At 62.9% G+C, this 18,784-nt stretch carries 12 protein-coding genes; 6 read left to right on the top strand and 6 right to left on the bottom strand.

The features are described 5' to 3' along the window. The first annotated feature begins 82 nt into the window (after nucleotides 1-82). A complete protein-coding gene (locus BUS42_RS43465) occupies nucleotides 83-226 on the top strand; it encodes a hypothetical protein (RefSeq protein ID WP_159452158.1) in 144 nt (47 codons plus the stop codon). Nucleotides 227-352: 126 nt separating this feature from the next. Further along, entirely contained in the window at nucleotides 353-1,447 is a 1,095-nt protein-coding gene (locus BUS42_RS03605; RefSeq protein WP_074305337.1) for an alpha/beta hydrolase, read from the top strand. Nucleotides 1,448-1,738: 291 nt separating this feature from the next. Here the strand turns inward: BUS42_RS03605 and BUS42_RS03610 are convergent, their stop codons facing one another. After that, on the bottom strand, nucleotides 1,739-3,685 hold the full coding sequence (locus BUS42_RS03610; RefSeq protein WP_074305339.1) for a protein kinase domain-containing protein: 1,947 nt from the start codon (nucleotides 3,683-3,685) through the stop codon (nucleotides 1,739-1,741). A 450-nt stretch (nucleotides 3,686-4,135) separates the two neighbouring features. Between BUS42_RS03610 and BUS42_RS03615 the strand changes: the two genes are divergently transcribed. Both BUS42_RS03615 and BUS42_RS03620 read left to right on the top strand, forming a co-directional pair. After that, nucleotides 4,136-4,495 carry a hypothetical protein gene (locus tag BUS42_RS03615; protein WP_074305341.1) on the top strand — a complete coding sequence of 120 codons (360 nt, stop codon included), beginning with the start codon at nucleotides 4,136-4,138 and terminating at the stop codon, nucleotides 4,493-4,495. Between the two features lie 211 nt (nucleotides 4,496-4,706). Beyond that, nucleotides 4,707-5,921, top strand: a complete 1,215-nt coding sequence (locus BUS42_RS03620; protein WP_254053281.1) for a PP2C family protein-serine/threonine phosphatase — start codon at nucleotides 4,707-4,709, stop codon at nucleotides 5,919-5,921. A 134-nt stretch (nucleotides 5,922-6,055) separates the two neighbouring features. Here the strand turns inward: BUS42_RS03620 and BUS42_RS03625 are convergent, their stop codons facing one another. The 4 genes from BUS42_RS03625 to BUS42_RS03640 all read right to left on the bottom strand — a co-directional run bounded on the left by BUS42_RS03625 (nucleotide 6,056) and on the right by BUS42_RS03640 (nucleotide 11,994). Then, nucleotides 6,056-6,589 carry a ChuX/HutX family heme-like substrate-binding protein gene (locus tag BUS42_RS03625; protein WP_074305345.1) on the bottom strand — a complete coding sequence of 178 codons (534 nt, stop codon included), beginning with the start codon at nucleotides 6,587-6,589 and terminating at the stop codon, nucleotides 6,056-6,058. A gap of 96 nt (nucleotides 6,590-6,685) precedes the next feature. Beyond that, nucleotides 6,686-7,801, bottom strand: coding sequence for an HD domain-containing protein (locus BUS42_RS03630; protein ID WP_074305347.1), 1,116 nt, complete (start codon nucleotides 7,799-7,801; stop codon nucleotides 6,686-6,688). Nucleotides 7,802-7,953: 152 nt separating this feature from the next. Beyond that, complete coding sequence (locus BUS42_RS03635) at nucleotides 7,954-9,858, bottom strand: glycoside hydrolase family 97 protein (protein ID WP_074305349.1); 1,905 nt, start codon at nucleotides 9,856-9,858, stop codon at nucleotides 7,954-7,956. A 444-nt stretch (nucleotides 9,859-10,302) separates the two neighbouring features. After that, the gene (locus BUS42_RS03640) at nucleotides 10,303-11,994 is read right to left on the bottom strand and encodes an RNA polymerase sigma factor (protein WP_074305351.1); all 1,692 of its coding nucleotides are present in this window, start codon (nucleotides 11,992-11,994) and stop codon (nucleotides 10,303-10,305) included. A 692-nt stretch (nucleotides 11,995-12,686) separates the two neighbouring features. Here BUS42_RS03640 and BUS42_RS03645 point away from each other — a divergent pair. Beyond that, nucleotides 12,687-14,054: a cytochrome P450 gene (locus tag BUS42_RS03645; RefSeq protein ID WP_074305353.1), complete on the top strand. Its 1,368-nt coding sequence runs from the start codon at nucleotides 12,687-12,689 to the stop codon at nucleotides 14,052-14,054. A gap of 7 nt (nucleotides 14,055-14,061) precedes the next feature. On the opposite strand, the gene BUS42_RS03650 is transcribed toward BUS42_RS03645, so the two are convergent. Then, entirely contained in the window at nucleotides 14,062-15,126 is a 1,065-nt protein-coding gene (locus BUS42_RS03650; RefSeq protein ID WP_074305355.1) for a PA0069 family radical SAM protein, read from the bottom strand. A gap of 293 nt (nucleotides 15,127-15,419) precedes the next feature. Here BUS42_RS03650 and BUS42_RS03655 point away from each other — a divergent pair, with 293 nt between their 5' ends. Then, complete coding sequence (locus tag BUS42_RS03655) at nucleotides 15,420-18,692, top strand: sensor histidine kinase (protein ID WP_074305358.1); 3,273 nt, start codon at nucleotides 15,420-15,422, stop codon at nucleotides 18,690-18,692. The last annotated feature ends 92 nt before the right edge of the window (nucleotides 18,693-18,784 follow it).

Here is an 18,784-nt window from a genome sequence, read left to right on the forward strand (position 1 = left end):
CATGCATCACCAAAATTGGAACGGTCGTGAACGACTTGAGGTTACGGTCCGGATTCCTCGGGGTGACACCGCTTTGCCAGGGATGTCCCTTGACGTCCACGATGGCCGCACCGGGTTGCTGACGGAGCTGATCCCCGGCGAAGACGCCTATACGGCGGAACGCTCGAAGTTTGCGGCCGGGGAGGCGTGCGGGGTTGACCCGACGACGGGCAAGCAGGGGTGTTGAAAGGCGTTGGCTTTCTCGGTGGCGTAGTGCCGACCGATACCGGCTCGAGTAAAAAGGGGAGTGCCACAGCACTCAACCGAATGCCATCACCGGCGATCGCCCAAAGAAAAAACGACAAGGGATTTTATGTTCAAGCTCCAGATGACACTTTTGATCACCGCTCTCGCAGGCTCCAGCTTGTTGGCCGCGCCGCCGGTGCGAAAGTTCGATGACCCGGGTGCCCCGCCTTTCAAGGTGCTGAAAGAAGGCGAGAACCCTCCGCTCGATGCCAACGAGAATTTCGTGGTTGGGCCGAAGTACGTGCCCGCGCTGGAACGCAAAAAGGTCGATGGCGTTCCCGAGGGGAAAGTGGAGCAGTTCGTCATCGATTCGAAGGAGACCAAGCTCTTCAATCCCGGCATCGCCCGCGACGTGTTCGGGAACGTGGACCCGAACAATCCGAAGACGCTGATCGTCGAGACACACCCCATCGACTATCAGCGGAAGATTGGCGTCTACATCCCCGCCCAGTACAAGGAAGGGACCGAGGCGCCGTTCATGGTCGTTCACGACGGCCCCGGTCAGGCCAACGGCTTCAAGACGATGCTCGACAACCTGATTCACCAGAAACGGATTCCGCCGATTGTCCTCATTTCGATCGGCAACGGCGGCGGCGACGCCCAAGGGCACGAGCGCGGCAAAGAATACGACAACATGAACGGCGACTATGCCGACTACATCGAGACCGAGGTGCTGCCGCGGGTGGAGAAGAATTGCGGGGTGAAGCTGACCAAAGACCCCGACGGCCGCGCGGCGATGGGGAACAGTTCCGGCGGTTCGGCGGCGCTCATCATGGCCTGGTTCCGCACCGATCTCTACCACCGTGTGCTAACCACCTCGGGCACGTTCGTGAACCAGGCATGGCCGTTTGATCCGAAATCTCCCGATGGGGCCTGGGGATTCCACGAGACGCTCATTCCCACCAGCCCCGAGAAACCGCTCCGGATTTTCCTGTCGGTCGGCGACGCGGACTTGCTCAACCCCAATGTGATGCGGGACGAGATGCACGACTGGGTGGAGGCCAATCATCGCATGGCCAAGGTGCTGAAGGCCAAGGGGTATCAGTACCAGTACCTGTTCTGCCGCGGGTCTGGCCACGGCGTCGGCAATGCCCAGGCTCAGTTCCTGCCGCACGCCTTCGAATGGGTGTGGAAGGGATACGCCCCGAAGACGGACAAATAGTCGCCGCGGCCTTTGATCGCTGTCGGCGGGCGGGAGAAGGGGCTTGATAGCCACCTTCTCCATTCTACCGCAGGAGCGGCGACTGGGTAGACCGCCCTCCCATCGGTCGTGGTGCCGGCGGGGTCATAGGCGGCTCTCCCCGTCGAAGGCCGCCCATTGGGCCGCGAATGCCGGAGATGTCCTCGGCATCACCGACAGGTCGAGGTAGGGGCCACCGCCGAGTTGGAAAGCTGTCGTGGGGAGAGATTTTCCCGAGAAACTCGACTGTTGATTCTGCGTTGACCGTGTCATTCAAGGGGCTTGTGGCCCGCCCTCGTTCGGGGGCAAGGTGAGAGTGAGTGTCTCGACATCCGAATCGTCGATGGTTTCCGAGAGCGGACCTTTGGCCGGGGGCGGGCGGCGTGCGTGCTCGACGGCGACCGCGGCCGAGGCGGCCAAGGAGGCGAGTACCTCTTCGTCGACGACTTCGAAGTCACCGCCCCGCTTGTTGAGGACCTGGAAGACGCCGAGGATGCAGCCGTTCTGGCCGGTCATCGGGAACGTCAAAAGGTTCCTCGTGCGATAGCCGCTTCGCTTATCGATCTCGGGGTTGAATCGAGGGTCGGCATAGGCGTCGGGGATGCGGATCGTTTCCCCGGTGACCGCGACGGTGCCGGCGATCCCGACGCCCAGGGGGACGCGGATCTCGCCGACGGTCGAGTCGATGGTGAGCTTCGACCAGAGTTCGCCGCGGTCGCGATCGATCAGGTAGATCGTGGCGAGCTCGGCGTTGGCCACCCGGCAGGCGGTTTCGCCGAGCAGGAAGAGCAACTTGTCGGCGTCGGTGATCGTCATCAGTCGGCGCGTCATCTCGCCCAGGAGATGCAGCCGCTCCGCATGCCGTTCGGCGGCGAGCTGCTGCTGGGCCAGCTCGCGCAAGGCCGACTGGAGCCGTGCATGGTGCCAGGAGCCGCCCGCCAGCAGTCCGAGGACGGCGACGGCGCTGACGACCAGGGCGTTCGACGCCAAGAGACCGACCAGGAGGCCGACGGTGGCCACGGTTCCCGAGGCGACGAGCACGGCCCGCGCCGGTTGTCGCCGGCTCCAGCGCACGGCCCGCTCGAGCCGGCCCGCGGGCTGCGCGGCGATCGGTTCACCCCCCAGGAACGCGTGGAGGTCGTCAGCCAACGCCTCGGCGCTTGGGTAGCGACGCTTCGGTTCTTTCTCCAGGCACTTCAGGCAAATGGTTTCGATGTCGCGGGGCAGCTTGGTCCGCAGCCGTCCCGGGGGGACCGGGTCCTGGTTCAATGACAGGAGCAGGGTCTCCAGCGCCGTGGCGGCCTGGAACGGCGGCAGTCCGGTGAGCATCTCGTAGAGAGTCGCGCCCAGGGCATAAACGTCGGCGAGTGGTCCGAGCTCGTGGCCGTCGCCTTGGGCCTGCTCAGGCGCCATGTAGGCCGGAGTGCCGACGAGAGTTTCGCTTCGTGAGGGATTCACCGAGCCGACCCCGGTGACGATCTTGGCCAGACCGAAATCGGTGATCTTCGGTTCCCCGCTATGAGTCAGCAGGATGTTGGCCGGTTTGATGTCGCGATGAACGATCCCGCGTTCATGAGCCACGTGTGTGGCGCGTGCCAAGGTCTCGATGATCTGGGCGGCCTGCCGAACGGGCAGGGGGCCGCCGCCAAGCTTCCGAGCGAGGCTTCCCCCCTCGACGAACTCCATCGAGAAGTAGGGGAAACCATCACGTTCGCCGATTTCATAGATCTGAACGAAGTTCGGATGCGAAAGCCGGGCCACTGCCTGGGCCTCGGTGCGGAAGCGAGCCAACGACTTGGGGTTGGCGTGCGACTCCGCGAGAATCATCTTGAGCGCCACGATCCGGTCGAGCTTGACTTGCCGGGCTCGATACACGACCCCCATCCCGCCCCGGCCAATCTCCTCGAGAATCTCGAGGTCGTCGGCCCCAGGGGGCGTTTGCGGCCCAGACGTGGGGGGAGCGAGCGTCTTGGAACGGATCGTCAGGTCGTTAACCGGCGCCTGGCCCGTGGCGGCTCCCTGGCCGTAGTGTTCCAGGAGCGCGGCGAGCTCGGTGTGGAGTGCGTCCCGTTCTTCGCCCGAGGTCTCGCCGAGAAATTCCTCGAGACTGGGCGTCTTCCCCGCGCGCAGAAGCCCTTCGAACCGGTCGCAAACCTCGATCATACGCCGGAACTGCGAAAGCGGCAGAGCGGAATGGGCCGTCGGATCGGCCGGGTTCATGATGCAGGGTCTCGAGGCTGAGAATCGGACCGAAACGTCGCGGAGCGGGCCACCGTCAATAGCAGGTCATGACTGACGCTTAAGAACGTACCGTTCTCCGGCCTGGATGTCGATGAGAGACGCACGATCGTGCCCGCGAACCAACGAAGGGCGCCTCCTGTTTCGGATAAACCCGAGAGTTGCCCTATCCCCCGCGGTCGAATGAATGAGGTTGCACGGGGGACGGGGGGCTGCTACCATTCTCGCACGATCATTTGTTTTGTGGGATTGTCCTCCCCCTTCCCGCCTTGCTTTTTTTTGTGGCTCGCCTGAGTTCTCTCCCAACTCGCCCGCTCGAGCCGACCCGGTTCCCTCGGTCGGGTGATCCCCGCCCGCATCGGCTCCGGTCTCGTTCCGCTCGCTTCGCCAGGTCGCCGCGATGGTGCGACGCTCTCTCGTGGAAAGGCATCCATGCTGAATTTCAACATTAATTTGACCAGCCTTGCCATCATCCTCTGGTCGGGGATGCTGATCATCGCGGGATCGATCTGGGTGCTCTCCTCGCAGGTCAGGAAATTGGCGGATTTGCTCGAGGACCAGGGACGTGAAGCCTCGGCCACCCAAGTCGTCGAGGCCCCTTACCAGGCGAGGCTGGCGTCCACGTCGGCCCGGGTCGCGAGGCGAGGCGCCTCGGTGAGCCTTCGGAGTGCGGGGCGGACCAGTCTTGCGGCGGCTCGTGGCCAGGGGCAACTGGCGTCGCTCCGTCGCGATGCGATTCTCCTGAGCCGTGCCCTCACGTCGGAAGCCCCCAACGATCGCGCGAGTTCTTGAACCGCGGATTCGGTCGATCGGTGCGATCAGTTGCCGGGCACCCTACAATAGAGCCATCGACGAGCCGGAATCACTCCGTGGCTCCTCGGTCAAAGGGCTCCACCATCAAGGGACGGCACCAATGGGAATCGATCAACCACTCGCCGAACCGGGGCTCCGGAGTCTCGATTGGCGAAAGCGCCTTGACGTTATCGTTGAGACGATGCGTGAGATGAGCCTGCAGACCGATCCCCAGGCCATGGTTCGCGCTTACGCGAAGCGGATCCGTCAGTTGATGCACGCCGATCGTCGCGTCGCCTTGAGTCGGCGCGGGCTCGAGGCGCCATTCTACCGGATCACGCGAGCGAGCCAGTGGACCGAGGAGATCAACCCCTGGAAGGAGAAGCACCGGTTGCCGCTTCTCGAAGGGGGCCTGTTGGGCGAGTTGCTCTACGGCGATAACCCGCGAATCATCGACGACTTGCAGGTGGCTCCCGACGACCCGGCCGCGAGCTATTTGGCCGGTCAGCGGTCGCTGATGGCCATCCCTCATTATGACGGGGGGACGGCCCTCAACATGACGATTTTGATGCGCTCGACCCCGAACGCGTTCGATCGCGACGAATTTCCTGAACATGTCTGGATGAGCAACCTGTTCGGCCGGGCGACGCAAAACCTCGTTCTGGCTGAGGAGTTGAAGCAAGCCTACAACGTCGTTGACCGCGAGTTGAAGTTGGTCGCCGACATCCAGCGCTCGCTTCTCCCCAAGACGATCCCCAAAATGCCGGGCCTGGACGTGGCGGCGTCCTACCAGACCTCGCAGTGGGCCGGCGGCGACTATTACGACTTCTTCCCCTTGTCCGAAAATCGCTGGGGAATCCTGATCGCCGACGTCAGTGGCCACGGCACGCCCGCCGCCGTCATGATGGCGATCACCCATAGCATTGCGCACGCCCTGCCCAGCTTCCCCGATCCCCCCGCCACCATGCTCAATCACGTCAACCAGCAGTTGGCGACGCTTTATACGACGAACAACGAGGCCTTTGTCACGGCCTTTTACGGCATCTACGACCCGGCCAAGCGCACCCTCACCTACGCCAGCGCGGGCCACAACCCGCCGCGGCTCAAGCGGTGCGAAGACGGTTCGATCATCGCGCTCGACGGCGTCGGCAACCTCCCCCTGGGCGTCATGGCCGACGTGGTCTACGACCAATACACCCAGGCACTTCGCCCTGGCGATCAGATCGTTTTCTATACCGACGGAATCACCGAAGCCACGAATCCGGCGGGCAAGATGTTCGATACCGATCGACTCGACGAAGCCCTGGCCAATTGCCACCTGGATGCCAACGGCCTGATCGAAGCGGTTCTCGGCGCGGTGGATCGCTTCACCGCCGGCGAACCCGCGGCCGACGATCGCACGCTCCTCGTGGCCAAGGTTTCCTAGCTTTCATCGATCGCGGCGGATCCGTGAGCGGATAGATGTTGATGTCTTTGGTAGGCCGTGTCCACCCTACAAGAAGAAACCTTGTTTATGTCTCTTCTTGTAGGGCGGGCACGGCCCACCCGCTTCGGCTTTGATCATTCCGCCTCTGCCGAGAGTCTTTTGGCCAGGGCATGGAACGCCTCGATCGTCGCTTTGGGGACGTCGGGAAAGCTTTCCCAGAGGAAGGCTTTGAACGCGGCATCGCCCGAGCGATCGAAGAACTGGAACGAGTAGGTCGCGGTGGTCGTGTCGTGGCCCCACTTCTCGACCGCGAAGATGTCGGCGATTTCTTCGTGGAGGATGTGCATGTCGAGCGTGTCGGTCTGGACGTTGAAAAAGGGACCGGCGTCGGAGAACCCGCCGAAGGTTCCGACCGACTCAATGACCGCGGCGCGGCTACGGACGAAGACCCGCATCGTGCCCAGTGCGGGGAGCGCTTCCAATAACTCGCGGAAAACCCCGTCGCGGAGCCGGACGATCGGCCATTGTCCGACCAGGGCGTCGACCACGGCCTTTTCGGTGACCCCGAATTTGCGCGCCGCCATCATGGTCATCCGCGACCGGTCCTTCAGGAAATAGTCACGAATCGAGACGGTGACGTCGACTGTCGGCTCTGATGCAGCGTCCATTGCGGGAGTCTCTCAGTGGGGTGGAAACCGATTGGCCCTTGCGAGAATGCTCGCAAGGTCCAACGGTTTCTTCCTTCACCCTACTGAGATCGGCCGTCACTCGTCCAGATCGTCTTCGTCGGCCATTTGGCGGATGTACTCGAGGGCTTCGGAAACCTCACAGACGACCGCGCCGGGCTGGCGGCCCTTGCTGTCGAGTTCGCGCAGCAGCATCAGGTCCTCGAAGTCCTCGGATTGCTGGAGCCGGACCCGCTTGCGGGCGCCGAGGGTCCCGTTGACATAGGCCAGGGCATCCATATGGTGGGCGATCAGGGTCTCGGTGCGCTCGCTGATCGTCCCCTCCAGAGCTTGCAGGCCGGCGAGTACATGGTCGGCGGGGTCGATTGCCTTGCCGACGTCGTGCAAGAGCGCGGCGAGCAGGAACTCCTCGTCATACGATCGCTCCTGACGGGCCAGCTCGAAGACTTGCAGGCTGTGATAGAGCGCGTCCCCCTCGGGGTGATACCGCGGATTCTGCTTGACCCCTTCCAGCGGGAGAAGCAAGAGCCGATAGAGCTCGAACCGGTCGACGTGGTCCTCGACCCGCTCGACTTCGCGATCCAGGTCGAGATCCGGGTTTTCCGACCGGAGAAAGGCCTCGAGCTCGGCGATCGAGGCGCGTTCGATCGCCTGGCCGGTAATCGAGCTTTTGAAGACGTAGTGTGCCTTGTCCTCGGGATAGAGCGTGAGCTCATACGGGTAACGGTCGTCGATGTGAATGTGGGTGAAAACCCGTTCTTCACCATATTTTACAATGCGTTTGCGCTCGACCTCGTAGGGGAGAGCGAGGTCGTCGAGGGTGTCGGTCACGATCGATTGGCTGTCGGCAAAAATGTGAATATCAATGTCGGAACCGTGGCGGACATGCCCGGTCCAGACGCTTCCGATCAGGCGCGGTCGGAAGCGCGTGAGCTTGCGCATCAGGCGAAGCGCCTCGATCCGCATGTCGAGCAGGTGCTCGAGCCGTTTCTCACCCTCGTGCATTCGGGCCATCGCCTGGATCTGGTCGCGGATCTCGCGGTTCGACGGCAGGTCGGCAGGCCGGTATCGATACTCGACACCGAGCTGTCGGGCGGCCTTGCGTTTGGCGGTGAAGTATTCGGTTTCGAAACGCTGATACATGAGCTGTGCGGCAAGAAAGGCGATTTGCCGCCGGATCCGATCATCAGCCATGGTGGGGAAGTGCGCCGTTTAGGCCCATCAATGCGGCGCGGGGCGTGGGCCAGGCAGCCTTGTTGGTACCGGCCCAATGGTGAACGAGAAAGGTGAACCGAATCCACCATAGCAACGGCCGGCCGGGCGTGCAAGTCCGGGAATCAAACGCATCAGGGCTTAACGAAACGAGCGATGAAGCCTCCTCCCGCTCGAAGATCGATCGCGAGCGAGTCGTCCTTGGTGATTGTGGTCGCTTCGACCTTCACGGCGGCGGGATCATCCTTCTGGTCTCGGACCAGCAGCGCTCGGTAGGTTCCAGCCCCAAGGAATGAGGTCGGGACGCGCACCGGGCCGGCCGTTGGGCCGTTGACGATGGCCAGGAACCAACGGTCGCCGTTTCGCCGCGCGAAGATGGCCCGCTCGCCGATCTCGGAGCCGGGCAGCACGTGGGTCTCATCCCAGACACTGGGGAGGCTCTTGATCAGCTCCGCCGCCGGATTCTCGAGCATGGTCTTGGGGTGGGCGGCGTAAACCAGCACGGGCGAGGTCAGAACCGCCGCGCTGGCGATCTGGTGCGCCCATGAGGTTTCCCTCCGGCGTGTCCCGAAGTGCATCGGCGTGTAGTCGGCGTGGCCGGCCAGCAGGCGAGTGAAGGGCCAGGTGGCATTGTGAGCGGCCCATGCCTCACGCTTTCCTCCTTCGAGGCCGGCGATCCCCTCCCGGGTCATCTCGTTCGGCCAGGTTCGCGACTCCCCCGTCGGCTTGTTGGCGCCGTGGAAGTCGACCATCAGGTGGAACTCGGCCGCGTCGCGCAAGCAGGCCTCGTAGAGGTCGACCACCTCCTTCGCCTCGTGGTCGAAAAAATCGAGTTTCACGCCGACGACGCCGACGTCCCGACACTTCCGGAAGAACGCGCGGCGGGCTTCCGGGCTCCTGATCTCCCGGCTGTGTTTCCAGAGCCAGACTCCCACGTGGCGGTCCTGGGAATACTGAACGAGCTCGCGGAGCTCGGCGTCGCTCCACTTCTGCCAGAGCCCTTCCACGATGTTGTATTCGAAGCCGAGCTCACCGGCGAGTCGGGAGAATTCCTTGATGCCTTCGAGGGACTTCTTGCCGCCGTCGAGGTACTGCCAGACCGCCCGACCGGGCCTGACCCAGTCGGTCTTGAGCCCTGCCGGGAAGAGCCGCGGGTCGGGAGGAAGCGAGACGTTGCTCACGATGTCGCAGTTCACCAGGCTGTTGAGGTCGGTTCCAATCATGATGATACGCCAGGGAGACTTTATGGTTCCCGGGATCGAGGCTGGTTTCGTCAGGCGTTTCGCTTCTTCGTCCCCATACCTCAGCGTAAAAGGATATGAGGCCGGATGAGAATGACCCAGACGCGCGGCGAACCCGAGCTTGCCGTCGGCCTGGAGGGCCATCCCGCTCGAGCCGCTGATCGCCCCTTCGGTGATGGACGCGTAGCCGTGGTCCTCGGGCAGCTTGATCGTCAATGGTGGCGCGGCCCAGTCGCCGGCCTCGACCTCGGCGATGGCCTTGCGGGCGTGGACCCCCTCGTAGTGACCACGAAGGTTGTGATACCAGACCGTACTTCCGGGGACCAGGCGGAATGAGGTCGCCTCGTCCACGACCCGCTCGCCATCTCCGCCGGGGACGACGTAGCGGAAGGCGACGCCATCGTTGAAGACACGAAGATCGATCGTGTAATCCGTCCCTGTCTTTCCATGCCGGACGGGCACGCGTGCGCCTCGAAATCGATTGATCGCCCGGGAGTGGACCCCACGCGTCGGATAGTCCTCGTCGACTTGGTATCGCTCGGGCTGTCCCAGTTCGCTGGTCTGGCCGAGGTCAACCCCATCGATGACGATTCCTGCCGCTGATTTTGCGATCAGGGGCCGGTTGGCCAGGTCGACCTGATACTCGAGGTGATCGTCACCGGGCGTGAGCCGCATTCGGATTACGCCGTTCGGGCTTTCGACCTCGACCCCTGAAGGTGGGCCCGCGAAGACCTCGGGAACGATTAGTCCGAGTGAGGTGAGCGAGAGCGCGATTGCCAAAGCGCGTGTGGTGTTCATGAGCAACTCGTCGTTCGCACCAAGATTTTTCGTCAATGTTTCCCGAAGACGGTCGATCCCATATGATAATTAGCCGCAACGCTCCGAATATGACTCACTCGATCGAAAAACGCCGATTTCCGAGGCCGCGAAATCAATTAATCCTCGGACGGCTGTCGTGGCCAGTGGTAGCTGAATTCGACCGCCGTTGGCCGAGCCACGGGATGGGGTTCGGGTTGCGTTTGAGCACGGCCGCGCGGAGGATCGGGTTGTGACTCCGCCGGTCGAGTTGGAGGTTTCGACGACCAATCTCTAGCACTTCATCCGGACTCCAAAATTCGCCCCTGAGGTCGCTCGACGCCAAGAACGGTCGCGCCGACCTTGACGGTTTTTTAACCACATTCTGGGCGGTATTCTTTGCTGCCACAGGCAGATCGGAATGCGCCGCCGTTTCGTGGTGCGTCCTTACTTCGCGGCACTTTCGCCGTCCTGGTCATCATCGGGGGCGGCTCGAGTGTCGATGTCCTCCCATTTACCGGTCTTGACGCTGAAGACGTAGAGGTGGCCATTGTGCAGGCAGGTGATCGCGTCGTTACCGATGGCCGGCTTAGCCACAGCCCCCTCGGGCAATTCCAGGACATCCCAGCGTTTCGCTACAGGACTGAAAGCATAGATCCGGCGGCCGATGCCATAGGCGGCCATGGTTAGGCCGACGGTCGGCACGGCCAGGTCCACGGGCTCGCGCAGGTCTTGCGGATACCAGGTCCCGTCGAGCACGCTAAAGGCGGCAATCCGGGCGATCTTCGGGCCTTTAAGAAAGAGCGTGGCAAGCTCCGGGCTAAGGATGGGCTTCACCGTAAGCTTGGTGTCTCTGGCCTTGGTGAGCCGGAGAGACTTGGCCTTGCCCGTCTCGGTGCTGTAGGCCGTGACTGTGTCGCCCTCTGGCGAGGAAACCACGATGAGCTTACTGGTTTGTATGTAGCGGGGTCGTTCATTGGCGCCGACTCTGCCCATGCCGCCGCCGAAGCCGCCGGCAGGGCCTCCGGTGTTCTGGGTGGCTGGGGGCATGGAAGCTGGTCGGCTAGCCTTGCTTGGGGCCGGAAGCCCGGCAGGCTGGCGCAGGGACTCCACCTCCGCCCGGAGGTCAGTCAGTTCCTTCTGCAGTTCTGCGTTGAGCCGGGCCGACTCGGCCAGGTCGCCCTGGATCTTGGCTACCGAACGGAACAGTGCCTGCTGGCGGTCGTCAGCCTGGGGCCCGGGCGCGGCCGGCCCCAGACCTCCGCCGGCGCCTCCGAACTGAAACGCGTAGGTCTGCATGCCGCCCAAGGCCAGGACGCAGGCCAGCGTCGCCGCACCGATACTCTTCAGCTTGGAAATCATCATGGCGTGGAGAACTCCCTTGGCGAGGGCGGTGGCCGTGGCCGAGGCCAGGGCAGGCGCCATCGCCTGTCGTGCGGTGAATCCCAGGGATAGCCGAACCGTCGCGTCGATGAGGAGCGAGGAAACAGGCTGCGAGGCGACCGTGGCGGTCAGGGTTGCGTCGTCGGACGTCAGCCCTCGGCTGGATAGCCGACGTCGCAACTTGTCGCGTGCCCGAGCCAGCCTGCTGCGGACCGTGCCGACGGGCCAGCGGAGCTGCCCCGCGGCCTCCTCATGGGTCAGCCCTTCGAGATAGCAGAGCACCATCGGCGCCCTCAGCAGCTCGGGCAGGCGGGCCAGCTCTTCATCGAGGACCGCTCGCAACTCGCGCCGTTCGCCCTCGCAGTACGGCGGCTCGACCCCGGCTTGGGCCGCTGTCGAGTTCTGCTCATGGACGTGTCGCCGAGCGGCGTTGGCCCGAGCCCGGACGGCGACCCGGTGGGCGACCCCGTAGATCCAGTGACCCAGGAGACCAGCATCGCGGATCGCTTTCGCGCGGCTGACCAGCACCAGGAACGTCGCCTGGAAAGCATCCTCGACGTCGTGCTCGTCGTGGAGGATGCGGCGGCAGACGCCTAGAACCATTCGCCCATGCCGGGCGACCAGAGCGGCAAATGCCACCTCGTCGCGTTCGACGACGAACTGCTTCAGGAGCTCGTCGTCGTCCAGGCCCGTGACGGTCCCCCGGTTGAAGACCCGATCCAACTGGCCCAGGATGACCCCCGAGTAGCGGCTCACCAGGATATGCCTCCCGACTTTGACAGCCCGTTCATCCCTGATTCTGCACATGGGGAGATTTCCAATCTCACTTTTTTTCCGGATTTCTCTGGGATTCGTACGGTTTGGCTTGCGATGTCTTGTTCCTCCCGGCTTCGTGGAACTTTCTTCGTAAACCTGCGGACGAACCAAAAACGAAAATATCGAACATGCGGGACCCTCCATGGTCCTCTCTCCGTGGGAGGCATTGTGCACGATGAGGCTGGTCGGAGATTGGCCCGAGGTTATTGCGGAATCAACTGCAAATAATCGCGTTTTGCAATCTTGCGATAGTGCAAACTTGTGGCTTTGTGAATGATTTGAATATTGTGTGTTGTTGTGGAATGCTGTCGTGTTTGTGCGACGCCATGAGCTGTTCGATTCCAGCCCCAGTGGGGCTGAACCGGAGTCGCCCCTTGGGTTCCACGACTTGAGGACGATTTTTTCGGAAACCGCCCTATCGAGACGCTGTTATCAATGCCTTGAGGATTCTCACGCAGGCGGCTCGCTTGCTTGGGAACATTGCAGGATCCGGACCGACCTCGTAAAGTGTGGTGCGGAGGGCGCGAATGATCCGCCTGTTGGTTGTGAGCCGAGAATCTCCCTTGGATTTTGCATGGGCTCATGCGTCTGGCAAGCCAAGTTGAGTTTGCAATGCAGAGGGATGGAATTCAATGAGTGCGGCACTGACGGAACGGCGCGAGTCTCCTCCCGGTCCGAAGGGAAATTGGTTGACCGGTAACTTGCCCGCCTTCCGTCGCGATCGGCTTGGCTTCTTGACCGATTGCGCTCAAACTTATGGCGATGTCGTGGCGTTTCGGCTCGGGCCGAGGAAGATGATCCTGGTCAATCATCCCGACCAGGTCGAGGAGGTTCTGGTCACGAATAATCGCCACTATATCAAGCACTTTGCGCTGCGGTTGACCGAGAAAACGCTGGGCAACGGTCTCCTCACCAGCGAGAGCGACTTCTGGCGGCGTCAGCGCCGGCTGGCTCAGCCGGCGTTTCACCGCGACCGGGTCGCCGGACATGCCGCAGTTATGGTCGCCTTCACCGAACGGATGCTCGAGACCTGGAGTTCCGGCCAGGTCTTCGACGTCCAGGAAGCGATGATGCGCTTGACCCTGGAGATCATCGCCAAGACCTTGTTCGACGCCGATGTCTCCGGTGAGTCGGCCGGTCTCAGCGCGGCGATGGAGACGACCCTGCGGAGCTTCACCGAACGCGTCAACCACCTGATTCCCCTGCCTCACTTCCTGCCGACCCCCAGCAACCGGCGGCTCGCTCGCGCGGTGAAACGGCTCGATGCGATCATCTTCGAGATCATCGCCCGCCGTCGCGCTTCGGGTGAAGACCGGGGCGATCTCCTCTCGATGCTCTTGAACGCTCAGGACGAGAACGACGGCGACCGGATGACCGACCGCCAGCTTCGCGATGAGGCGATGACCCTCTTCATGGCCGGCCATGAGACGACCGCCAATACGCTGACGTGGGCCTGGTACTTGCTTGCGCAACACCCCGAGACCGAGGCCCGGCTCCATGCGGAGCTCGACCAGGTCTTGGGTGACCGTGCCCCGACGCTGGCCGACTTGCACCGCTTGCCGTTCACCGAGCATGTGATCACCGAGTCGTTGCGGGTCCATCCGACCGTCTGGCTCCTGGGCCGCGAGGCGATCGTGCCGACCGTGGTGGGGGGCTATCCTGTGCCGGTCGGGACGACCGTTTATATGAGCCAATGGGTCGTGCACCGGGACCCTCGATTCTTCGACGATCCCGAGTCGTTCCGCCCCGAGCGCTGGCAGGACGGGCTCATGAAGCGGATTCCGCGTTATGCCTATTTTCCGTTCGGCGGCGGACCGAGGATCTGCATCGGGAACAGCTTTGCCCTGATGGAGTCGGTGCTGCTCCTGGCGACGATCGCGCGGCGGTTCCGCCTGGGTCTGCAGCCGGGGACGAAGGCCAAGCTTTTGCCCACGATGACGCTCCGCGCCGACGGCGGAATCCCGATGGAGCTGTCGACACGGCGATCGTTGAATTCTTGAGATGATGTCAATCGAAGAGGGAGAGTTGCTTGGCCCCCGGCTTGCGAAACGCCTCGGTCGAGAGTCCTGTGCTCCGGCCCGCGAGCCCGGCCTTGCGGCAGGCGAGCGCGAACATCTGGGCGATCATCTCGGCGAATTCACCCTGCCCGCGCATCCGAGACCCGAACCGCGAGTCATTCATTCGCCCGCCGCGGAGCCCCTTGATTCGTTGGAGCACCTTTTCTTTGCGGTCGGGGAAGTGGCGTGTGAGCCAGTCGTCGAAGAGCGGGCCGACCCCGAGCGGGAGCCGGATCGGGGTGAAGCCGGCGAACTGGGCTCCGGCCTGGGCCGCGGCGGCGATGATCGCCGGCAGTTCGTGGTCGGTCAGGCCTGGGATGACCGGCGCAACGAGCACCCCGACCGGGACGCCGGCCGCGGCCAGTTTCGCGATGGCCGCGAGTCGAAACTCCGGAATCGAGGCGCGGGGCTCGAGGGTTCGGGCCAGTCCGGCGTCGAGCGTGGTGACTGAGAGGAAAACAGCCGCCGCGCGGTGGTTGGCCAACTCGGCCAGGAGGTCTTGGTCGCGGGTCACCAAGCGGTTCTTGGTGATGATCACGACCGGGTTGCGGAACTCCGCGAGCACCTCAAGGCAGCGTCGGGTGACCCGGAGCCGCCGTTCCACCGGCTGGTACGCGTCGGTCACGCCGCTGAGGGCAATCGTCTTCGGCTTCCAACGCGGTGAACCCAGCTCGCGACGGAGCAACTCGGGCGCGTCCTCCTTGACCAGGATCTTGGTCTCGAAGTCGAGGCCCGCCGAAAACCCCAGATACTCATGGGTTGGTCGCGCATAACAATAAATGCAGCCATGCTCACATCCGCGATAGGGATTGATGCTCGCATCAAAGCCGATATCCGGGCTCTCGTTGGTGGCGATGATCGTTCGGGACGAGTCGTTCAGAAGCTGGGTACTTGGCGCCGGGACCTCGTCAAGATCCCCGTCGTCCGGCTCGATCTCATGCCAGCGGTTCTCGAACCGGTTCGGTGGGTTGTCGGCGGCTCCTCGGCCGTGGATCGTCGTCCGCTCTTCACGCATCGTGTTGGCTCCTCCGGGCTCATCATACCATACAAAAGTACAGGAAAAAGGTGGGTGGGAGGATTGGCAACGATTCGAGGGAGCACGACGGCGGTTGATTTGGAGGAGTCGACAGGAGCCCTGACTTGTGGCCCTCGAGCGGTCTGGAACTCGGTCGATTTTGGGACTGACGACTTGAACCAGGCGTGACGAAGGCTTAGTTTGAGGTGTGCTCGCCGATCGATGGCCGCCCCCCCTCCGCGGTGCGAACGGAAAATCAGTGGGCCGAGGCAGATGCCGAATGAGGGGCAAGCATGACGGCTCCAGAAATCCGAGTCGGCCCCGCGCGTCGAACCTGGGTGGCGGTTTTCACTGTGATCACGGTGGCCCTACTGGCGGGGGGCTACTGGTATTACCGCGAGGAATCGGACCGAATTCACCAGACGGAATACCAGGCCATCGCCGTCATCGGCGACCTGAAGTCCGGACAGATTCAGCAGTGGCGGATGGAACGTCTGGCTGATGTCATGGTCCTGGCAAACGACCCCTTCCTGGTCGAGACGGCGAGTGCTTTTTCCCGAGATCCTGCCGCACCGATTCCGTCCGCTCCAATTCAGAAAATCCTCGAGATCCGGGCCAAGGCTTACGGCTATTCCAACGCCCTTCTGCTCGCTCCGAGCGGGAAGGTCCTGGTCACCACCCATCCGGCTCCCGAGTCGGCGGCTAGAGCCACGCAACGGGCGATCGCGGTGGCCCTCGCCAGCCAGGGGCCCGTGCTGTCCGACCTCTTCCTTGGAGCCGACCAGGTCGTTTCGATCGACGCCGTTCAAGTCGTGCGGAATGCCGAGGGGGCGCCGCTGGCGGTCGTCATTCTCCGCGGTCGTGCGCAGACTTATCTGTATCCGCTTCTGAATGCTTGGCCCTCGCCCAGTCGAACCGCTGAGACGCTCCTGTTCCAGCGGGAAGGCGAGACTGTCCTCTACCTGAATGAACTGCGCCATCGGCCGGGCCCGCCCCTGACTCGACGCATACCGATGACGCGGACGGAGGTTCCCACCGTGCAGGCGGCGCTCGGTGGGGAGCGCAAGTTTCAGGGCAAAGACTACCGCGGTAATGTGGAGGTGCTGGCCAGCCTACGTTCCATTCCCGGATCATCCTGGTTCATGGCGACCAAGGTGGATGTGGATGAAATCCTCGCCGAGGCGCGTTACCGGGCCTTCGTCACCAGTCTCACGGTCGCTCTCTTGATCCTGCTGGCCGCGGCGGGGACGGCCTATTTGTATCGTCAGCGGCAGGTGCGGATCTACCAGGCGCTCTACGAGTCGGAACGCCGCCAGCGGGAGGATCAGCAAGCCTTTCGGACGATCCTCTACAGTATCGGCGACGCCGTGATCACCACGGATCTCACGTGCCGGGTGCGCGCGATGAACCGGGTGGCGGAACGGCTCACCGGTTGGACCGAGTCGGAGGCGCGGGACAAGCCTCTGGAGGACGTCTTTCGGACGATTGACGAGTCGACTCGCGCGGCCGCGGAAAATCTGGTGCTTTCCGTCCAACGCGACGGCCAGTCGGTGCGATTGTCCGACGGAACCCTCCTGACCACCCGCGATGGGACCGAGCGGCCCATCGCGGAGAGCGCCTCGCCGATTCGCGATGACAACGGTGCGGTCGGCGGGATCGTGCTCGTCTTCAGTGACAAGACCGTGGAGCATGCGGCCCTCGAGGCGCTTCGGGAGAGTGAAGCACTCTTTCGGCTGGCGCTGGAAAACACTCCCATCGTCATCTTTCAACAAGATCGGGCGTTGCGCTATACCAAGATTTTCAACCCGACCCCCGGCTTGTCCGCGCAAACGACGCTGGGCAAAACCGACGAAGAACTCTTCGGACCCGAAGAAGCCGCGCGGCTTGGTGCGATCAAACGCAACGTGATGGCGACCGGCCGGTCGTTTCGTGATTCCTTACAGGGCACGGTTGACGGCAAGGTTTTATTTTTTGATACGACTATCGAGCCGCTTCGGGACGCCGCGGGGCGCATTGTCGGGATTACCGGCACCTCGATGGACATCACGGAACGCAAGCTGGCGGAGATCCGGGTCGCCGAGAGTGAGCGAATCTATCGCGATCTCTTCGAGAATTCGATCGCTGGCATCACTCAGGCACTGCCCGTCGGGCGGCTGCAACGGGTCAACCGAGCGTGTGCCTTGATGTATGGATACAGTAGCTCGGAACAAATGATTGCCGAGGTGACGGACATCGCCCAGCAACTCTACGCGTATCCGGAGGAACGGGCCGAGGTGCTCCGGCTTCTTACCACGGAAGGTGAAATGAAGCCTCGCGAGTTTCTCATGCTCCGGCGCGACGGGTCTCGGTTCTCGGTGCTCATCGCCGCGCGGCAGGTCAGAGATGCGAGTGGTAAGCTGCTCTGCTTGCAACATGTGCATATTGATATTTCCGAACAAAAACAGGCCGAGGCCGAATTGCGGACCCGGCAGGATCAGCTCCATCACGCGCACCAGATTCTTGATTCCCACATCCAGAACTCACCGCTCGCGGCCGTGGAGTGGGATCGCGATTTCCGGGTTCTCCGCTGGTTCGGCCAGGCGGAGAAGGTCTTCGGCTGGACCGAGTCGGAAGTGCTGCGCAAACGTCCCGAAGAGTGGCGATTTGTTCATGAGGAGGATGTCGCGGCCGTCACGCAAAAGTTTACGGGACTCGTGGGTGGTGCCGTGCCCCGGATCGTCTCACTCAACCGAAACTACACGCGCGGTGGCAAGGTGATCGATTGCGAGTGGTATAACTCGTCGCTGTTCGATGAGAATGGCCAACTTGTCTCCATTCTCTCACTGGTGCTTGACGTCACGGAGCGGCAACGGGCCGAGCGGGTGCTGCGTGAGTTGTCGGGTCGACTGCTCCATCTTCAAGACGAGGAGCGCCGCCGGATCGCTCGCGAGTTGCACGACAACACCGCGCAGAATCTTGCCGCGATCCATATGAACCTCGGGATTCTGGAACGGGCGGTCGCGCCGGACGACGCGCGACACCGCCGTCTCCTGGCGAATTGCGAAAACCTGATCGCTCTGAGTATCCAGGAGATCCGAACCCTTTCCTATCTGCTCCACCCGCCCTTACTCGACGACTTCGGCCTGGTGCACGCGATGCGTGAGTATGCCGAGGGCTTTTCAGAGCGGAGCGGGATTCGGGTGACGCTGGATGCGACCGAAGAGCAGGTCAGGCTCTCCGAACCGATCGAGACGGCCTTGTTTCGTGTGCTCCAGGAAAGTCTGGGTAACGTGCATCGCCACTCGGGCAGCCCGGTGGCGTGCGTCCGCCTGACGCGCGATGAGGAACAAGTCCGCCTGGAAATTCGGGACGAAGGCCGAGGCTTGCCCCCCGGCCTGGTGATTTGCGGTGTTGCCCTTGCCGGCAACGCGGGCGTCGGTCTGCTTGGCATGAGGGAACGCGTGCAGCAACTGGGCGGTCGCCTGGAACTCGAATCGGGCTTGCCTGGCACGCGGGTGCGGGTCATTCTCCCCATCAAGCCGTCGGGGCACTTGACTCAGGCATGTACGACAAGTTTTGAAATCTAAATGGTTTTGATTAGTTAAAGGGCGAGCGAATCCAATTGGGTAATTGCAACGCTCCGCGCGTCGGGGGTTGGGGCTGGCCGGCAAGCCAGCGG

Origin of the sequence: Singulisphaera sp. GP187 (assembly GCF_900129635.1) — a bacterium.
Lineage (GTDB): Bacteria > Planctomycetota > Planctomycetia > Isosphaerales > Isosphaeraceae > Singulisphaera.

Coding starts and splice junctions, on each gene's coding strand:
- BUS42_RS03650 (WP_074305355.1), bottom strand. CDS start 15,126: ATGCGTGAAGAGCGGACGACGATCCACGGCCGAGGAGCCGCCGACAAC.
- BUS42_RS03655 (WP_074305358.1), top strand. CDS start 15,420: ATGACGGCTCCAGAAATCCGAGTCGGCCCCGCGCGTCGAACCTGGGTG.
- BUS42_RS03630 (WP_074305347.1), bottom strand. CDS start 7,801: ATGGCTGATGATCGGATCCGGCGGCAAATCGCCTTTCTTGCCGCACAG.
- BUS42_RS43465 (WP_159452158.1), top strand. CDS start 83: ATGTCCCTTGACGTCCACGATGGCCGCACCGGGTTGCTGACGGAGCTG.
- BUS42_RS03645 (WP_074305353.1), top strand. CDS start 12,687: ATGAGTGCGGCACTGACGGAACGGCGCGAGTCTCCTCCCGGTCCGAAG.
- BUS42_RS03625 (WP_074305345.1), bottom strand. CDS start 6,589: ATGGACGCTGCATCAGAGCCGACAGTCGACGTCACCGTCTCGATTCGT.
- BUS42_RS03615 (WP_074305341.1), top strand. CDS start 4,136: ATGCTGAATTTCAACATTAATTTGACCAGCCTTGCCATCATCCTCTGG.
- BUS42_RS03635 (WP_074305349.1), bottom strand. CDS start 9,858: ATGAACACCACACGCGCTTTGGCAATCGCGCTCTCGCTCACCTCACTC.
- BUS42_RS03610 (WP_074305339.1), bottom strand. CDS start 3,685: ATGAACCCGGCCGATCCGACGGCCCATTCCGCTCTGCCGCTTTCGCAG.
- BUS42_RS03605 (WP_074305337.1), top strand. CDS start 353: ATGTTCAAGCTCCAGATGACACTTTTGATCACCGCTCTCGCAGGCTCC.
- BUS42_RS03620 (WP_254053281.1), top strand. CDS start 4,707: ATGAGCCTGCAGACCGATCCCCAGGCCATGGTTCGCGCTTACGCGAAG.